Origin of the sequence: Pseudoalteromonas sp. NC201 (assembly GCF_002850255.1) — a bacterium.
In the GTDB taxonomy this organism is placed as follows: Bacteria; Pseudomonadota; Gammaproteobacteria; order Enterobacterales; family Alteromonadaceae; genus Pseudoalteromonas.
Genome location: NZ_CP022523.1, coordinates 1075825 through 1092156, shown reverse-complemented (window position 1 = coordinate 1092156; position 16332 = coordinate 1075825). Strand labels below are relative to the sequence as shown.

The window sequence follows — 16332 nt, the reverse complement described above, 5'->3', positions numbered from 1 at the left end:
AGGAAGTGCTCCCCTCCTTTTTTACATAATATTAAATACTGGCAGGCATGCCCATGCAGCTTGCGTAGTAAGTGGTCGTTGCTGGCCAATCAGAGAATACGCCGATTACGCCAACCTCTTTGGCCAATACATCTAGTACTTTAAAGGTATCACCATCGTTATCTATCATCGCCTCACCTGACAGACTGCCGTTGATGCTTTGATAATACCAACCACCACCGCTGGCTAAGTGACCAGAGCGCTCTAGTGTCCAAGTGATGATCCCAAGCCCTGCTGCTTTTGCAGCTTTGGCATATGGTGAGGGAACGATTTTCCCCCCTTCTTCGGTTAATAACATCCAAAGTGGCGGTGCGATAATGTTAACACCATCCGCTGCAAGCTCTTCCATCGTTGGTGAAAGTAGCTCTGGGTTATGCACGATTTGCTCTGCTGATACCATGGTTTCATTGTCTACTGCTTGCGCTTCGTATCTGTCGTCCAAATACACTGCCTGTGCACCAAACTCTGGATTTTCTTTTATCCAATAGACGACATCGTCACGATTAAATGACTGCGCCCAGACATTTTTTGGATCTACATTTGCGGCTTTATATTCGTCAATCATTTTTTGTGCGTAGGCTTCTTGTGTAAAACCGTCAAAAGGCATGGCGACAGACGGAGTCTTCAGCTCTGGCGTCATTTTCACGCCTAAACTTTTAAATAACTCAATACTCTGGGCATGGGTCATTAAAGTGCCACGGCTCGAATATAAATCGGTGCGCCAATTTGCCGTGCCATCCATATATTCCGCTACAGTTGTAGCCATTGAGTTCGCGGCATCCATTTTACCTTTTAATGTCTTAAACTCAGCCAAAGTAATGTCGCTGGTACAACACATAGCTTGGGCTGCAATTCCATTTTCAGGATCGCCTGGTACAAATGGTGTTGTACATTTTTGGCCTAAATCCGTTGCTAAAATATTTGTTGTAGTGTGTAAATCACATTGTGAATGGCGACAAACCAGCTCTTTGTCTTTGGTAAAAGCAACGTCACACTCTAAAATCCCAGCACCCATTTTAGCTGCCGCAATATAAGATTCTTTGGTGTGTTCAGGAAACTGCATTGGCGCACCACGGTGCCCAATTGAAAAGTCTGTTTTATAAAAAGGTCCGTTAGCACACTGCTCAAGCTTAGTTTTGAGTGCACTGTCTTCCATATCTTGAATCAAGAAATCAGGCCGTGTGCCCACTTGCATGGCACTTGCGCTACCTGCTGGCACTTCCACAATTACCGGAACTTCAACGACTTTTATTTCAGTCTCCGTTGTGATCACCGGCTTTTCAACCTGCACAACCTCCACAGAATCATCATCACATGCACTCAGTAATAATGCAGCTACGATCGCAGAACAAACGCTTATCTTATTCATTGTAATACCATTATTATTTTAAAGAAGGCTTACGCTAGACGCTTTGTATTACGATTACGGGAACAAATCATGATTTTTTAGTTACATATTTTTAACTAAATATAACTCCCTTGACTGGATAATGGTTGTGTAATTTGAATATAAAGAAAAAGAGCCTGCAGTTAACAGACTCTTAGATGCGAGATAATTATCTAAGCCATTAATTAACCTGAGCTGCGGATAATTAATGCCTTTCTAGCAGCCAGTTTTAGCGCTAACTGCGTTGAATTCACTTCCAATAGCCAGCTATTGGTGCGTAAATTCGCCTTGTTTTCCCTAAAACTCTCTGGCTAGAGAAGGAAAAAACTAAGCTGTTCTTTAGAAACAATGAGTTGGAACATTCCTTATCCAAACCTCAGGTTAATTAACTATTTGGCCTCTTAACTCACCACTTGGATTTGCTGGTGTATGCACATTCACGTAGTGACCACCGCCAGCCAGAATCGCAAATATTTCCGCTGTCAATGCTGCATTGGCCGGAGCCATCCAGCGATTGGCATCACTACTATCTTGCATTAACGTTAGTAAAACAGGGCCGTTTTCACCAGCAATACCAGTATGTATATGCGCAGCCGTTGCATCGGCAACACCTGAGGTGAGGACTTGTAATTCAAGGTCGAAGCCGTTTCGATTTACCAAAGCATATCCACTACCTGTGGCTGTGGTTGTAACGACTGGGACTTCTTGCTCGCCACTCAATGGAAACGCTACCAAAGTGTAGTTGTCAGTGAGGATCTGGCCACGTAGCTCACCACTCGCATTTGCTGGTGTATGCACATTAACATAGTGACCACCCGATGCGAGCACTGCAAAAATCTCGGCATTGATCATGGTGTTGTCTGGCGTCATCCATACATTCATATCATCGGTGCTTTGCTCAAGGCCAACTAAAACATCACCATTCATGCCGATCCGGCCGGTATGAATATGTGCCGCCGTTGCATCCTCAACACCCATTGTCACTACACGAAGTTCAACTTCATAATCGTTTGTGTTAACCAGTGCGTAGCCGTCCCCTGACGCCATGGTCGATACCGCAGGAACCTCTTGCTGTCCTGATAGCGCAAATGTAGCGAGCGCATAATTGCTGGTAAGAATTTGGCCACGTAGCTCACCACTGGGATTGCTAGGGGTATGGACATTAACATAGTGACCACCTGATGCGAGCACCGCAAAAATCTCAGCATTGATCATAGTGTTGTCTGGCGTCATCCATACATTCATATCATCGGTGCTTTGCTCAAGGCCCACTAAAACATCACCATTCATGCCGATCCGGCCGGTATGAATATGTGCCGCCGTTGCATCTTCAACACCCATTGTCACTACACGAAGTTCAACTTCATAATCGTTTGTGTTAACCAGTGCGTAGCCGTCCCCTGACGCCATGGTCGATACCGCAGGAACCTCTTGCTGTCCTGATAGCGCAAATGTAGCGAGCGCATAATTGCTGGTAAGAATTTGGCCACGTAGCTCACCACTGGGATTGCTAGGAGTATGGACATTAACATAGTGACCACCCGATGCGAGCACCGCAAAAATCTCAGCATTTATCATAGTGTTGTCTGGCGTCATCCATACATTCATATCATCGGTGCTTTGCTCAAGGCCCACTAAAACATCACCATTCATGCCGATCCGGCCGGTATGAATATGTGCCGCCGTTGCATCCTCAACACCCATTGTCACTACACGAAGTTCAACTTCATAATCGTTCATGTTAACCAATGCGTAGCCATCCCCTGACGCCATTGTTGCTACTGCTGGAACTTCCTGTTTGCCGGATAAGTCAAATGTCGCAACTGTGTAATTGTCCGTCAGGATTTGGCCGCGGATCTCACCGTTTGGCATCTCTGGCGTATGAACATTGACGTAGTGTCCACCCGAGAGCAAAACATTCAACGTCGCTTCGTCGATCATCGTGTCATCTGGCGTTACCCAGTCTGTCATTACTTCGTCGTCCTGCTCTAACACCACAAGTACATCGCCGTTCATACCAATGCGGCCCGTGTGAATATGTGCAGCTGTGGCATCATCAACGCCCATAGTCACCGCGCGAAGGTAAAGCTCGCCATCGGTGCTGTCGTATGACGCATAACCATACCCCATGGCACTACTTTCATTCATTGGCACCTGTTGTGAGCCATCTAATTTAAACGTGATCACGCTTACCGTGTCAGGCACAATCTGAGCGCGTAACTCGCCGTTTGGAAAGGCTTCGGTGTGTAGATTAATATACCAATCACCATCCAACATATCCTCAATTAGATCCTCAGACAGATCTGTGATCGGAATACTCACTTTATTGTCATCTGATGCTTCAAAGGCGAATGCCACATCGCCATTCGCCCCCAAATCACCATCGTGAATATGTGCAGCACTAAAACCTTCGACGTTGCTGTAGTCGAGTGTTGCTCTGAGTTGCATCAGATTTTCATCAAGCTCAACTGTTGCGGAAGCGGTTTGCATTGACGTATTCATCGGCACTTCTTGCTTTCCTGATAACATCAATTCAAAGGTCTTAGTCGCTGAAAACTCTTGGGCTGGCGGCGGTGGCGGAGGTGTAACAGTATCGTTATCGTCATTATCGCTGCATGCCATAAGAAGCATGAAGCTGGCACTTACTATAAGCTTTTTCATTATACTCATCCTGTAGACTCGGTTAAAAAGAATGACTTTTGTCACCCATAGCTAACCCTTACGAACAGGATTGAATAAAAGTTCATCAAATTTGCAAAATTATTGTATATTTTTTGCCTGTACCTAATTGCACCAACCGCAATACCAACTTTTGCCTGATCATCCTTTGATGCCGATGGTACAAACGCTTGAATGGCATTACTTCCAGCTCAGTGATATCAATGAATTTCTCACAATAATTGTGAAACCTCATTGCCATATAAGAGTCATATTTTTGTGATTAAGTAGCTGCTTTAACAATAATAATCAGGATATTTTATGTTTAAGCACTCACTTATCGCGCTCTCTTTGCTTTCTCTTCTCACTGGCTGTTCACTTGATGGTGACGATGGCGCCACAGGCTCGCAAGGGCAACAAGGCGTTGCCGGACAAGATGGTAACGATGGACAAAATGGTTCAAATGGCTCCGACGGCCAAGATGGGGCAAACGGACAAGACGGAACCGATGGCACTAACGCCAATAGCATGCTTGAAATAAGTCTTGTGGGACGCGCAGTGCTTAATGCAGAAAGCCCTGAAGGCGCCGCTGAAATTGTCGCTTACCAAGCATCCAAAAAATGGATATATGCCATTAATAGTTCAGGCAGTGCCGCTGTGGTTGAAGTTATTCCAGCAACCAGCTTTGATACGGCCGCTCTGGTCAAAAATAATGAAGGTGTTATTACCGCTACAAATTTAACATCAGCCATGACAATCAACTTAAACGACAATACACCCGGCGACGCAAACAGTATTGCAGTTGACGAAAACAACCAACTATTGGCAGTTGCAATGGCTGCCAAGACTACGGGTGACTCAGGACAAATCGCTTTTTATGATATCTCAGGCGCAACTCCGGCCTTTGTTAAAAATGTAACGGCAGGTGCACTACCTGATATGGTTACCTTTACTCATGATGGCAACAAGGTCGTGGTCGCAAATGAAGGGGAACCCGCAGGTGACTACAGCGTTGATCCTGAAGGTAGCATCAGCATTATCAACATTACAAACGGCGTAGTTGCAAATACAGCAACACAATTAGACTTTAGCGCATTTAACACAAAGCAAGCTGAGCTAGAAGCACAAGGCATTGTCTTCGCCAATCCAACTGGTCGCACTATCAATGGCAAACTTATTAATACGACAGTTGCGATGGATTTAGAACCGGAATATGTCACCATCTCTAAAGACAACCGCTTCGCCTATGTTTCAATTCAAGAAAACAACGCACTCGCTATCGTAGATCTAAGTGACAATAGCCTTAATTTAGTCGGTTTGGGATTCAAAGACTGGTCAAATTACACCATGGATGCCTCGGATAAAGATAAAAAGATCAATTTTAAAAAGTACCCCGGTCTTTATGGCATGTATCAGCCAGACACTATCTCTAGCTACACATGGAAAGGCGCGAACTTTATTGTCTCTGCCAATGAAGGTGATGGTAGAGAATACTTTTTTGATGCTGCTGATGAAGCCGACTGTACCGCGAAAGGTGGCCTAGATTACGATAAAGACGATGGTTGTTTAGCGTACATTGATGAGAGCCGTGCCGAAGATCTTACCTTAGCAAGCAACTTTGCTTATCTCAATAATGACGATGACGACATTGGTCGCCTTAAAGTCACAACGGTGAAAGGCGATGAAAATAATGACGGCCAATATGAAGCGCTGTACACCTATGGTGCACGTTCATTCACCATTTGGGATAGCAACGGCCTTGTGGTGTTCGACTCTGGCGATCAAATCGAGCGGATCACAGCCTCCGTGCATGGTGCACAATTTAACAATGATGAAGACACCAATGAAGGCGATACGCGATCTGATGCAAAAGGCCCAGAGCCGGAAGCACTAGCGCTTGGTCAAATTGGTGAACGCACCTTTGCATTCGTTGGCTTAGAGCGTATGGGTAGTATCATGGTTTACGATATCACCAACCCTTACGATGTTAAGTTTGAAGATTATTTTTACAACCGCGGATTAGTTGACGATGCCGAAATCAGTGGCGACTTAGCCCCTGAGGGCATGGCATTTATTCCTGCCGACAAAAGTGCAACTGGCGAAGCTTTATTGGTGATCGGTAATGAAATTTCCGGCTCAGTTGCGGTATGGCAAATCGCTGAAAAATAAACCATTCACATTCTGTCGCTGTGGAAGGCGCTCTATGCGCCGATCTTGATGAAAAGATCGCGGGGTGAACCCGCTCCCACAACATATTCGAGCCCTTGGTGGGAGGTGCTTTACGCGGCGATCATTGGGGAAAAGAGTGCGGGGTGAACCCGTTCCCACAACATATTCGAGCCCTTAGTGGGAGGTGCTTTACGCGGCGATCATTGAGGAAAAGAGTGCGGGGTGAACCCGTTCCCACAACATATTCGAGCCCTTGGTGGGAGGTGCTTTACGCGGCGATCATTTGGGAAAAGAGCGCGGGGTGAACCCGCTCCCACAACATATTCGAGCCCTTGGTGGGAGGTGCTTTACGCGGCGATCATTTGGGAAAAGAGCGCGGGGTGAATCCGCTCCTACAACATACTTAAACCCTTGGTGGGAGCCGCTTTACGCGGCGATCTTTAGGTTATTCTGACAATCCTTTAACCGTATTTGTGAGGTTTTCTGCACCTTGCTTTATTTCATTCATCACTTTGTTCACTTCATCGATTTGTGCAAGACCAAGCTCAGTACTTTCGGACACCGTATTCATCAGTGCCGTGGCTTCTTTAGTTAACACTTCATTCTGATTTACTACATCATTGATTTCGTTGGTCGACTGCGAAGTACGTGCTGCTAAACTTCTTACTTCATCGGCTACCACCGCAAATCCTCTTCCCTGCTCGCCCGCTCTGGCGGCTTCTATCGCTGCATTGAGAGCTAACAAATTGGTTTGCTCCGCAATCGCGCTGATGGTGGACACAATTGCCGAAATCCCTTTTGACTGTTCATTAAGCTGTGCTATTGCGGCCATTGCACTTCGCACTTGATTAGAAATAAGTCCAGAGGTACTGACAGACTCTTGCAGCAGCAAACTCGCACGGGCCGCTATTTGCTCGGTTTGCTCAGATGTCACCTGCGCAACTTCGGCAGCTTGTGCGACTCGATGCGCTTTTTGCACCCGCGCCGTGATATTCGTCGCAAACTTTATCACTTTAATGACTTTGCCGTGTTCATCAAAAATAGGGTTGTACGTTGCTTCAATCCAAATATCTTCGCCATGTTTACCTAAGCGATGAAAGCGACCACTTTTATGCTGTCCTTTTGCTAGCTCTTGCCAAAAATTTGGCTGCTCTTTATAAAAGCTGTCGTCACAGAACATTCGATGATGCTGACCTTTAATCTCACTGAGTTTATAACCCACTGTTGCCGTGAAATTTGGATTCGCATCTAAAATAACGCCCTCGGGTGTAAACTCTATGGTTGCCATGGATTTGTTTAGCGCTTTAGCTATCGCTTCTTGTGCTTTGATGGTGAGTTTTTCTGCTGTGATGTCATTCGCAATTTTAACAATACGGGTGACTTTGCCATTCTCTTCAACTGGGAAATAGGTAGCATCAAGCCAAACTACATCACCTTTTTTGGTAAAGCGTTCAAAATTACCATACTGAGCCTGGCCATGTTGAAGGCTTGCCCAAAAACTGCGATATTCCGAAGAACTTACATAGTCTTTATGGCAAAAAATACGATGGTGCCGCCCTATCACTTCAGTCTCAGTGTAACCCACGACAGCAAGAAAATGTTGGTTGACTGCTGCTATTTGACCATCGGGTGTAAATTCAATCTTTGCGACCGCTTCATCAATCGCAGAAAGTAATGCCCGAGCACGCTTGAGTTCAGCGGTCAAATTTTCAACTTCTTGATTTGGCTTTCGAAAAAAATTCATAAGCTATTCCATAACAAACAATATGCATGACCGCATTATTATCATAATTTTGGTAATAAAGTATGAATTATAGATAAGAAAGTGGAATTTGGTGCACTAGAGTATCCACCAAAGTAAAAACAAGCCGCGCGCTTACCACACAAGCAACGCGACTTGGCATTATATCAATTGTATTGACTAACCAGTGCAGCGCTTTGGTTAACTACTTCTGTACCGTCAGACGGTAATCACCCGCACCGCTGTATGAATAAACCAAGATGCGGTAGTAACCTGAATTTGCCGTATAGTTAATTGACTCTTGTGAGGTCGGCGTCTCCGAAATGGCAACTTGTTGCCATGCACCACCTTGCCAAGCTTCGAGTTTCAAATCGAAGTCTGCGTTCGCCGGTCCCTCTAACGTAAGTGCGATTGTGCCACCGCTGTACTGAAACCAACTGCCGTCAGGTTGTATGGCTTGTTGCTTGTCCGTTAAGTATCCAGTGTAAACATCTCCCGCTGGTGGTGGGGTTGTACTACCGCTTACGGTAAATTGGATCTCTGCAGCGGGATCAGAAATATTGCTGATGGACAAGCCCGAGTCGCTTCCATTCCACCATAGCGCATTCGTCCCTTTGCTACTCAACGCATTCGGCAGTGTGGCACTAAACTCTCCGGCCACATCAAATAAATCGCCATTATCCCCACGGTTTCGGCCATTTTCAGGATCTCGCTTGGCATCACCATGCTCCATTTGGATATACGGATACCATTCATTCGAGTTATTGCCCGCGGAATCAACGTGCCAAATAGCCAAACCTGAATCGAGTTGCTCTGAGTTTTGTCCCGATTGATGAATAGCCTCAATGTAAAAAGCTTCATTCGCGTTACTTGGGTTGGTCCATTTATATGAGCTATTAGCGCCTGAAATATGGCTGAGCCTTCCTGTTGGGGCATTGGCATTTACGGCTGGGTTAAGTTCAGTTACCGTATCCCAACCAGCTATGGCTCTAAAGTGTGCAACAGGTGGCGTCGGCTTAAAACGGTTGGAAGCGCCAATCGCGCCAAACCCCATAACACCAAAACTTGCGACAGAGCCCTCTGAGCTGCCATCATAATCATAAAGATCGGGCCAATTTGTGATCAAGTGACCAGATTCATGGACAAAGGTGCCAATTGCAAGGCTATTCCCCATATCAGTGATTTGATAGCGATCGGTACACACGCCATCAGCACAAAAACGTGGACTGAGCCTTGCCATATGTGGCCATAAGCCTTTAGACCATGCACTATCAGAGTTGCCAGCATAAAAAATATTTAACCCACGGATCTGCCCGCTACCATTTGTAGTCAGCGAACTAAAATCAAATCCCTGTTGAAATTCAAGCCAATTTAGCGCTTCTTTTATGAGTTCTTGCGAGCGTACTGTTGAGCTTAATGCGCTATCCGCGTAATACGCTTTGTTTTTCTTTGCGGTGTAATAAGCCGTTACCGTATTGGTATAATCGAGCTTGCCTCCAGAGACCGACGAAAAATACCCTCTTACTGACTGCGCGTTACCAAATTCATTGTAATTTTGGTCATTTAAAAAACGCTCAACTTGCGCTTTTGTGATAGTGCCGCGCTCATCAGGGAAATCAATGATGATGGTTAACCCTTTTACTTGACCACTGATCTCAGCATTCAACGCCGTTTCATTGTTATTGCGTTCAAACTGATGCGTATGTACCAAGTCGACAGGTGTTTGGTTTTGACCTAACATTACTTGTTGTGCCGCTTTTACTTTTTTTGCAATAGCAGCAGATGATAATCCTTGCCGCTCAGTTGAAACTGAGCGACTTTTTATTCCCAGTTTTTCTTGTTCAGTAACTAACTTACCTGTTGATATAAGTCGCTCACCATCGGCCGAAACCTGAGCGTAAGCCATGCCTTTAAGCGAGGCGTCATACACTACAAGCTCGCCGTCAAGTGTACGCTGCTGAGCAAAGTACGTATTACCATTAAGGATAAGTGTGATCACCTCACCACTTGGTTGGGTAAATTGGTACTGTTCATTTTTATAAGGTATAGCCGCGTTTACTGCGACACTGGTTGCCAATAATGACGTTGCGATAATTGCTGATGTTAATTTCATTTTTCCTTTCCTAGGTTACATGTTGTACAACTCGTTAACATACAGAAAGGATACAAAATTGCAACAACCACCAGCCCATTAAAGGTACAAAATTTATCAATTAGATAAATAACAAATAGTTACAACGATTACAATTTCATCATTTTAGAAGCTTTTACATTTCAAAGTGAGCAAAAAAAGCCCATTTAAACTATTTTTTTCAATTTATAGTTTACAAGTACTAAACATTACATTAGCATTGGTCTCGTTCCTTTGGGGCTGCACCTTTTTACCTGCGTAACTAGGCGTGCCTAAAGTCACAATTGAACTCCCGAGAAGTAGAGCTTGCCGACTAGGATGTTGGCATTATTGGGATTTCCTTGGCACAGCTTGTTGCTATTGGAGTTTTTATGCAGGCCAGTATGGCCTGCTTTTTTTTGTCCAAAATTCGCTTTGGACCAATTGCCGAGTGCGATTCAACTAGTTAAACTCAAAGTACATGTTCCTGATTTGATGTAAACCATGTCGGCACTACGTAAACCCATTTCGGTGTTAGTCGTAATATACAACGAGCATAATGAGTTTTTGCTATTACAAAGGGCAGACGACAAACACTTTTGGCAATCGGTAACTGGGGGAGTTGATCCCGGTGAAACTCCAATGGCTACCGCTTATAGAGAGTTAAAAGAAGAAACCAGCATTGACGCCGCGGCGCTTGGGATCACCATCCACTCGCATAATAAAACGAATCAATACACGATAAGACCACAGTGGCGCCATCGCTATGAGCCGGGTGTTACCATGAACACTGAGCATGTTTTTAGTGTCCAAGTACCGTCAGGGATCAGCGTGGTACTTGCTGAAGATGAACACACGGACTTTATCTGGCTAAACAAAACACACGCTTGTGAACGCGTCTGGTCCCCAAGCAATCGACAGGCAATAGAACTTATAGGAGTATGATTGAGCTATGTTTACATCATTAGGATCTTTACAAACACCATGTTTAGTTGTTGATAAAATTGCTTTTTTACATAACCTTTCGCGCATGGAAAAGCATCTTGATGCTTTTAATGTGGCTCTTCGCCCACATTTGAAAACGGTAAAATCTACTGCAGCCGCAAACTATATTTTGGCCGACAAGCAAGCGGGATGTACGGTTTCCACCCTAAAAGAAGCAGAAACGTTTGCAGCGGAAGGTTACACCAATATCACTTATGCGGTGGGGATAACAGAGGATAAGTTACAACGCGTTCTTGTCCTTATCAATCAAGGTGTCAATTTAACCATACTACTAGACAGCATGGAACAAGCTATGTTTGTCTCTCAATTTTGCGCGGAAAATGGCTGTAAAATTAGTTGTCTGATAGAAATCGACTGTGACGGACATCGGGCAGGACTTAGTCCTAAAAACAAAGAGATCGTGACAATCGCAACCATACTGGAAAGCGGTGGTTTATATCAGGGCTTGCTTACACATGCAGGCGGCTCATACGCCTGTAACACCCTAGAGCAGCTAATACAGTTTGCAGAGAAAGAGCGCTCAGCGGTTGTGGCTGCCGCCTCGATGTTAGAAGAAGCCCAAATTGCCACAACAGTGCTGAGTATTGGCTCTACACCAACAGCGCTGTCAACGCAAAACCTAGATGGGATCACTGAAGTGCGAGCTGGGGTCTACACATTCTTCGACCTTGTTATGGCTGGTATCGGCATATGTGATATCGAAGATATTGCACTAAGCGTGCTAACACGTGTCACTGGTATCAAGCGTAGTGAAAATAAACTCTTTATAGATGCAGGTTGGATGGCGCTTTCAAGAGACAGGGGTACCGCGAGTCAAGCGTTTGATTGCGGCTATGGCCTCGTCTGTGACCAAGCGGGTAATTTGCTGCCTGGGCTCAAAGTAACCTCAGCAAATCAAGAACATGGCGTTATTGAATGTGAACCCGGCTTCACCTTACCAGACGTGAAACATGGTGACCTACTACGTATTTTACCAAATCATGCATGTGCAACAGCTGCTCAGCACTCGGGCTATCATGTGTTAAGTCATGATGACATCGAGTTTTGGCCAAGATTTGGGGGGTGGTGATAGCTGTACCGCCCGACACAGGATCAGGAGCATGCTTAGTGGATTAGTTTGAGCCGAGTTGATCTATGTAGCGCTCTATAACTTCCTGAATAGATCGATGCTCCTGAACGGGTAAATAATTTATATGGGCCAATAAAAACTCTTTGGTACCATAATTACTGAGTAGTACCTGATTTACTCTCTCTAACACCAGCCTGCTTACTTGAGTCTTATTACACATCACATGACCTAAAATAAACCGAGGTGAATCCGCGATTAGATAGGACTCATATTTATCTTGGTTGCTCTTGGCATATCGCATCACTTCAACAGGGTAACCAAGCAAAAAATCCACACGTTTCAATTCGAACATCCGATGTACAGTTTCATAATGATTACTTCCACCTCTCACCACTTTATTAGCGCTATCCACCTGTGCTAATTGCTTATCTAAAAAAGGCCCATATGACAGATCGTCAGCAGTTACTATCAGCTTATTTCTGTATACGTTAAAAAGTTGCATAAGAGAGACTACATTACCTTCTTCATCAAGCACTTCTTTAGATAGCGGAGGTGAATCAGCATGTTGATATAGACGTCTACTGATATAAAAATTTACTGGCAAGCTGAATAGAAAGTTTTTTTCGCGATAAGTAGTTTTTACTTTGTTAAGAGTGCAAATAGCTGATTTATCTTGCTTTAGCATTGAGCGTAACGTCCGTTTATAACTTGCGCCGAGAAACTCAATGTTTGAGAGGTTTAACTGTTCAAATAGTATTTTGTTGGTTGCGCCAGCAATATTTTCAGGTTTAGCTTTTTGCGTCAAAATAGCGAGGTCTTCTTCATCATCCAAAAATATCTGAATCGTTGTTGCATCAACATTAGCAGTGACTGCTAAGCAAAAAACGACAAATAGGTACCCCAGAAAATTCATATACATCATTCAATTACCTGGTAAACAAAAGGATTCCTGAACCTAATACCTCCCTCTCTAAATTTAGTTGAGGATTTTACGATTGTAAAATCCATACCTTTAGCAAATTCACAAGAATATTATATTGAATATTGTATACTTTAATCCTATGTTAAATAGGCTTGTAAATTAGCAAGCTTATTTAATAAGGATACAACTGTGAAAAAGATATATTTGAGAAGAGCGCGCTGTTATGCGCTTCTATTACTATTAACGGCAGGTCCGGCAAGTGCAGCTCAACTCACTGACACCTGTAAATCCTCAGCCCCATTTACTGGAAGAGAAATTGAAAATAAGCAACCTATTTGCCTTCCGAGTGGTGCTCGAACTTACTTAAGTATTCCAGGTGCAAATAGTTTGGCAATTACCACTGGACATGGCTCAGGAAATCTTAATTTATATTCAAAAAATGGGGGGTGGCCAAAACTGGACGGTAGCGATCCAAATTCAAAAAGAAACGGTAATAGCGAATGTATCGTGCTTAAGAACTTAAACCAATATTGGACTTACATTACGTTAGATGGGGCCAGTCAAGGGGCCTCATTAGTCGTTGATTTAGGTGCAACCTCATGCCGTAACTTAGGTTCTACTCCACCACCTGGAAATAATGATGGTTATCCTTTAAATTATGCCAACATCAAGGTTTTTAGATTTCAATTTAGCGATGCGCAACTTAACTGGAATTCAATGCAGCGTGATTTAGCTGATGCTGCAGCATATTACACGGACCAATCTTACGGTAAATTTAACCTCACATATGATACATCGGTGCCAATAATTAATATTGCTCGACCCAAAAGTGACTTTGACAATGACTTTCACGGTTGGACAGCTGAATGGAAGAAGCATGTTAAAGCCAACGGCGTTGACCCCGAAAACCCTGGAACTGGTAATGTGGTAATGATGGTTGCCCCTCAAGTTGGTAACTTCAATTCCAGCGCTGCTCCTCCTTCAATCAGTTTATATCACCACAAATCAGGCGTGGTGGCACATGAGTTAGGACATGCACTAGGGCTACGTCATGCTAAAGCGCTAGAAGCTGGCCCTGGTAGAGTAATTGGCGATCATGATTATGCAAAGGAAAGCTTAAACTATGGTAACGTATATAGCATGATGGGAATGGGCGCTCATTCTTTAGAAGAATATAACTTACTGTACAAAAAGTATTTCGGTTGGGTAAGCGGATCAGAAGTCCCACTCATTACCTCATCGGGAACATATCGCATTTATGCATTTGACCACGGGCGCAATGATCAAGGATATATCGGATTAAAGCTAAAATCGGGTAACGGCTTATATACGTATTGGTTAGAGTACAGAACTACAAATGCGCGATATCCAAATACCAAAAACGGCATACTCATCAATTTAGAGGGCTACTTCGAAAATGAGCAAGACCCACGCTTTTGGAAAACGACCTCTTACCTCTTAGATATGACCCCAGGGTCAAAAACACCAGGCTGGTGGGGTGACGACCAAACCGATTCGGAGCTAACAATCGGAAATTCATATACCGATCACTGGGGAGGATTCAAAATCACCCCGACATCAAAGGGCGGAGCAGAAAATAGCGCTACCGCATGGATAGAAATAAAAGTAGAACTACTTTAATAGAGTAAGTAACGATGGCTATCGTTTGAGGATGATTGCCATCGCTATACCTCTGAGTGAATTTATTTATAGTAATTCACTAATGGTTCATCTATATTGGGAACATGCATTTGATGCGAACAATTCTTATGTAGTAGGAGAGCTAACATGGATCCAGTCACACTTATTTTTGATTACCTTTTTACCATTCAAGCGTTTTTATTGATTTTCGTTATCGTGGTACTAAAAGGTAGTATCAAATTTGTCCCGCAGAACCGTGCGTGGATTATTGAACGTTTCGGCAAGTATCAATCCACTAAAGAAGCCGGCCTTAACTTTATTCTGCCATTTATCGATCGTGTAGCCGCCGATAGAAGCTTAAAAGAGCAAGCAGTTGATGTACCGTCTCAATCAGCCATAACCAAAGACAATATTTCATTGATTGTCGATGGTGTACTCTATTTTAGGGTTTTAGATCCGTATAAAGCGACTTACGGTGTTGACGATTATATCTTCGCGGTAACTCAGCTTGCGCAAACCACCATGCGTAGTGAATTGGGCAAAATGGAGTTGGATAAAACCTTTGAAGAACGAGATTTGCTTAACACCAACATCGTCGCCGCCATCAACTCAGCTTCTGATCCGTGGGGCATTCAAGTACTGCGCTACGAGATTAAAGATATTGTGCCACCAAACTCTGTAATGGAAGCAATGGAAGCACAAATGAAGGCTGAGCGTGTGAAACGTGCTCAAATATTAGAATCTGAGGGTGACCGTCAAGCTGCAATCAATGTCGCAGAAGGTAAGAAGCAAGCACAAGTACTTGCAGCTGAAGCCGAAAAAGCAGAGCAGATCTTAAGCGCCGAAGGTGAAGCAAAGGCGATCATTGCCGTTGCAGACGCACAAGCTGAAGCCCTGCGTAAAGTCGGTGAAGCCGCAAATACCGAAGAAGGTCAAAAGGCCATACAGCTTGACTTGGCAACAAAAGCCATTGCAGCAAAAGAAGCAATAGCCAAAGAATCTTCTGTGGTATTGCTGCCAGAAAGTGGCACTGATGCAAGCTCGCTTGTCGCACAAGGCATGTCTATTATTAACACATTGAATAAAAAGCAAGGGTAACGCCTATGGCCTTTTTACTTGAGCACTTAGCACAAACCTTAGTAGTACTAGGAATTGCTTGCCTAATTGTTGAGGTTGCTGTGCTTGGTTTTGCGACCTTTGTATTGTTCTTTTTAGGTCTATCGTTGGTGATAAGCGGCGGCCTAATGTACGCAGGTATGCTTGACCAAACTTGGCTAACTGCACTTTGGTTTAATGCGCTAGTCACGACATTACTGGCGGTGTTTTTATGGAAACCACTAAGACGTATGCAAGATGTCACTGACGACAAAGAAGTAACGAGTGATTTTGCTGAGCTTAGCTTTACGCTAGAAAAGGACTTAAATCCAGATAGTCGTATTTTTCATACTTATTCTGGTATTGCATGGCAACTAAAAAGTAAACAACCTATTACTGCAGGAACACAAGTCAAAGTGGTTAAAAAAGAGGTTGGAGCGTTTTGGGTAGAGCCAAATTAAGCCAATTGGTATAGCCTTGCGAACAAAGTGCCTAG

11 protein-coding genes are annotated in these 16332 nt (G+C 44.0%); 6 read left to right on the top strand and 5 right to left on the bottom strand.

The window, feature by feature from the left end; genetic code table 11:
* Positions 1-31 precede the first annotated feature (31 nt).
* A complete protein-coding gene (locus PNC201_RS22665) occupies positions 32-1408 on the bottom strand; it encodes a glycerophosphodiester phosphodiesterase family protein (protein WP_102058538.1) in 1377 nt (458 codons plus the stop codon).
* Between the two features lie 399 nt (positions 1409-1807).
* The gene (locus tag PNC201_RS22660) at positions 1808-4087 is read right to left on the bottom strand and encodes a CHRD domain-containing protein (RefSeq protein ID WP_102058537.1); all 2280 of its coding nucleotides are present in this window, start codon (positions 4085-4087) and stop codon (positions 1808-1810) included.
* A gap of 318 nt (positions 4088-4405) precedes the next feature.
* Here PNC201_RS22660 and PNC201_RS22655 point away from each other — a divergent pair, with 318 nt between their 5' ends.
* Positions 4406-6253, top strand: a complete 1848-nt coding sequence (locus PNC201_RS22655; RefSeq protein ID WP_102058536.1) for a choice-of-anchor I family protein — start codon at positions 4406-4408, stop codon at positions 6251-6253.
* Positions 6254-6698: 445 nt separating this feature from the next.
* Here PNC201_RS22655 and PNC201_RS22650 read toward each other — a convergent pair whose 3' ends face one another.
* Positions 6699-7997, bottom strand: a complete 1299-nt coding sequence (locus PNC201_RS22650; protein ID WP_102058535.1) for a methyl-accepting chemotaxis protein — start codon at positions 7995-7997, stop codon at positions 6699-6701.
* Between the two features lie 202 nt (positions 7998-8199).
* Entirely contained in the window at positions 8200-10107 is a 1908-nt protein-coding gene (locus tag PNC201_RS22645; protein ID WP_102058534.1) for a M6 family metalloprotease domain-containing protein, read from the bottom strand.
* A gap of 501 nt (positions 10108-10608) precedes the next feature.
* On the opposite strand from PNC201_RS22645, the gene nudB reads away from it, so the two are divergent.
* Both nudB and PNC201_RS22630 read left to right on the top strand, forming a co-directional pair.
* A complete protein-coding gene (gene nudB, locus PNC201_RS22635; RefSeq protein ID WP_010607440.1) occupies positions 10609-11049 on the top strand; it encodes a dihydroneopterin triphosphate diphosphatase in 441 nt (146 codons plus the stop codon).
* Between the two features lie 7 nt (positions 11050-11056).
* Positions 11057-12178 carry an alanine racemase gene (locus PNC201_RS22630; protein WP_102058533.1) on the top strand — a complete coding sequence of 374 codons (1122 nt, stop codon included), beginning with the start codon at positions 11057-11059 and terminating at the stop codon, positions 12176-12178.
* Positions 12179-12221: 43 nt separating this feature from the next.
* Here the strand turns inward: PNC201_RS22630 and PNC201_RS22625 are convergent, their stop codons facing one another.
* Positions 12222-13100, bottom strand: a complete 879-nt coding sequence (locus PNC201_RS22625) for a hypothetical protein (RefSeq protein WP_102058532.1) — start codon at positions 13098-13100, stop codon at positions 12222-12224.
* 189 nt (positions 13101-13289) lie between these two features.
* Between PNC201_RS22625 and PNC201_RS22620 the strand changes: the two genes are divergently transcribed.
* The 3 genes from PNC201_RS22620 (at position 13290) to PNC201_RS22610 (ending at position 16297) form a co-directional block, all read left to right on the top strand.
* Positions 13290-14741, top strand: a complete 1452-nt coding sequence (locus PNC201_RS22620) for a collagenase (RefSeq protein WP_102058531.1) — start codon at positions 13290-13292, stop codon at positions 14739-14741.
* Positions 14742-14888: 147 nt separating this feature from the next.
* The gene (locus PNC201_RS22615) at positions 14889-15839 is read left to right on the top strand and encodes an SPFH domain-containing protein (RefSeq protein WP_095726733.1); all 951 of its coding nucleotides are present in this window, start codon (positions 14889-14891) and stop codon (positions 15837-15839) included.
* A 5-nt stretch (positions 15840-15844) separates the two neighbouring features.
* Positions 15845-16297 (top strand): NfeD family protein, encoded by a 453-nt coding sequence (locus PNC201_RS22610; protein ID WP_102058530.1) that lies wholly within the window; start codon positions 15845-15847, stop codon positions 16295-16297.
* The last annotated feature ends 35 nt before the right edge of the window (positions 16298-16332 follow it).

Bases quoted from the DNA above. Each gene is read 5' to 3' on its own strand.
- PNC201_RS22665 (WP_102058538.1), bottom strand. From the start codon at position 1,408: ATGAATAAGATAAGCGTTTGTTCTGCGATCGTAGCTGCATTATTACTG.
- PNC201_RS22660 (WP_102058537.1), bottom strand. From the start codon at position 4,087: ATGAAAAAGCTTATAGTAAGTGCCAGCTTCATGCTTCTTATGGCATGC.
- PNC201_RS22655 (WP_102058536.1), top strand. From the start codon at position 4,406: ATGTTTAAGCACTCACTTATCGCGCTCTCTTTGCTTTCTCTTCTCACT.
- PNC201_RS22650 (WP_102058535.1), bottom strand. From the start codon at position 7,997: ATGAATTTTTTTCGAAAGCCAAATCAAGAAGTTGAAAATTTGACCGCT.
- PNC201_RS22645 (WP_102058534.1), bottom strand. From the start codon at position 10,107: ATGAAATTAACATCAGCAATTATCGCAACGTCATTATTGGCAACCAGT.
- nudB (WP_010607440.1), top strand. From the start codon at position 10,609: ATGTCGGCACTACGTAAACCCATTTCGGTGTTAGTCGTAATATACAAC.
- PNC201_RS22630 (WP_102058533.1), top strand. From the start codon at position 11,057: ATGTTTACATCATTAGGATCTTTACAAACACCATGTTTAGTTGTTGAT.
- PNC201_RS22625 (WP_102058532.1), bottom strand. From the start codon at position 13,100: ATGATGTATATGAATTTTCTGGGGTACCTATTTGTCGTTTTTTGCTTA.
- PNC201_RS22615 (WP_095726733.1), top strand. From the start codon at position 14,889: ATGGATCCAGTCACACTTATTTTTGATTACCTTTTTACCATTCAAGCG.
- PNC201_RS22610 (WP_102058530.1), top strand. From the start codon at position 15,845: ATGGCCTTTTTACTTGAGCACTTAGCACAAACCTTAGTAGTACTAGGA.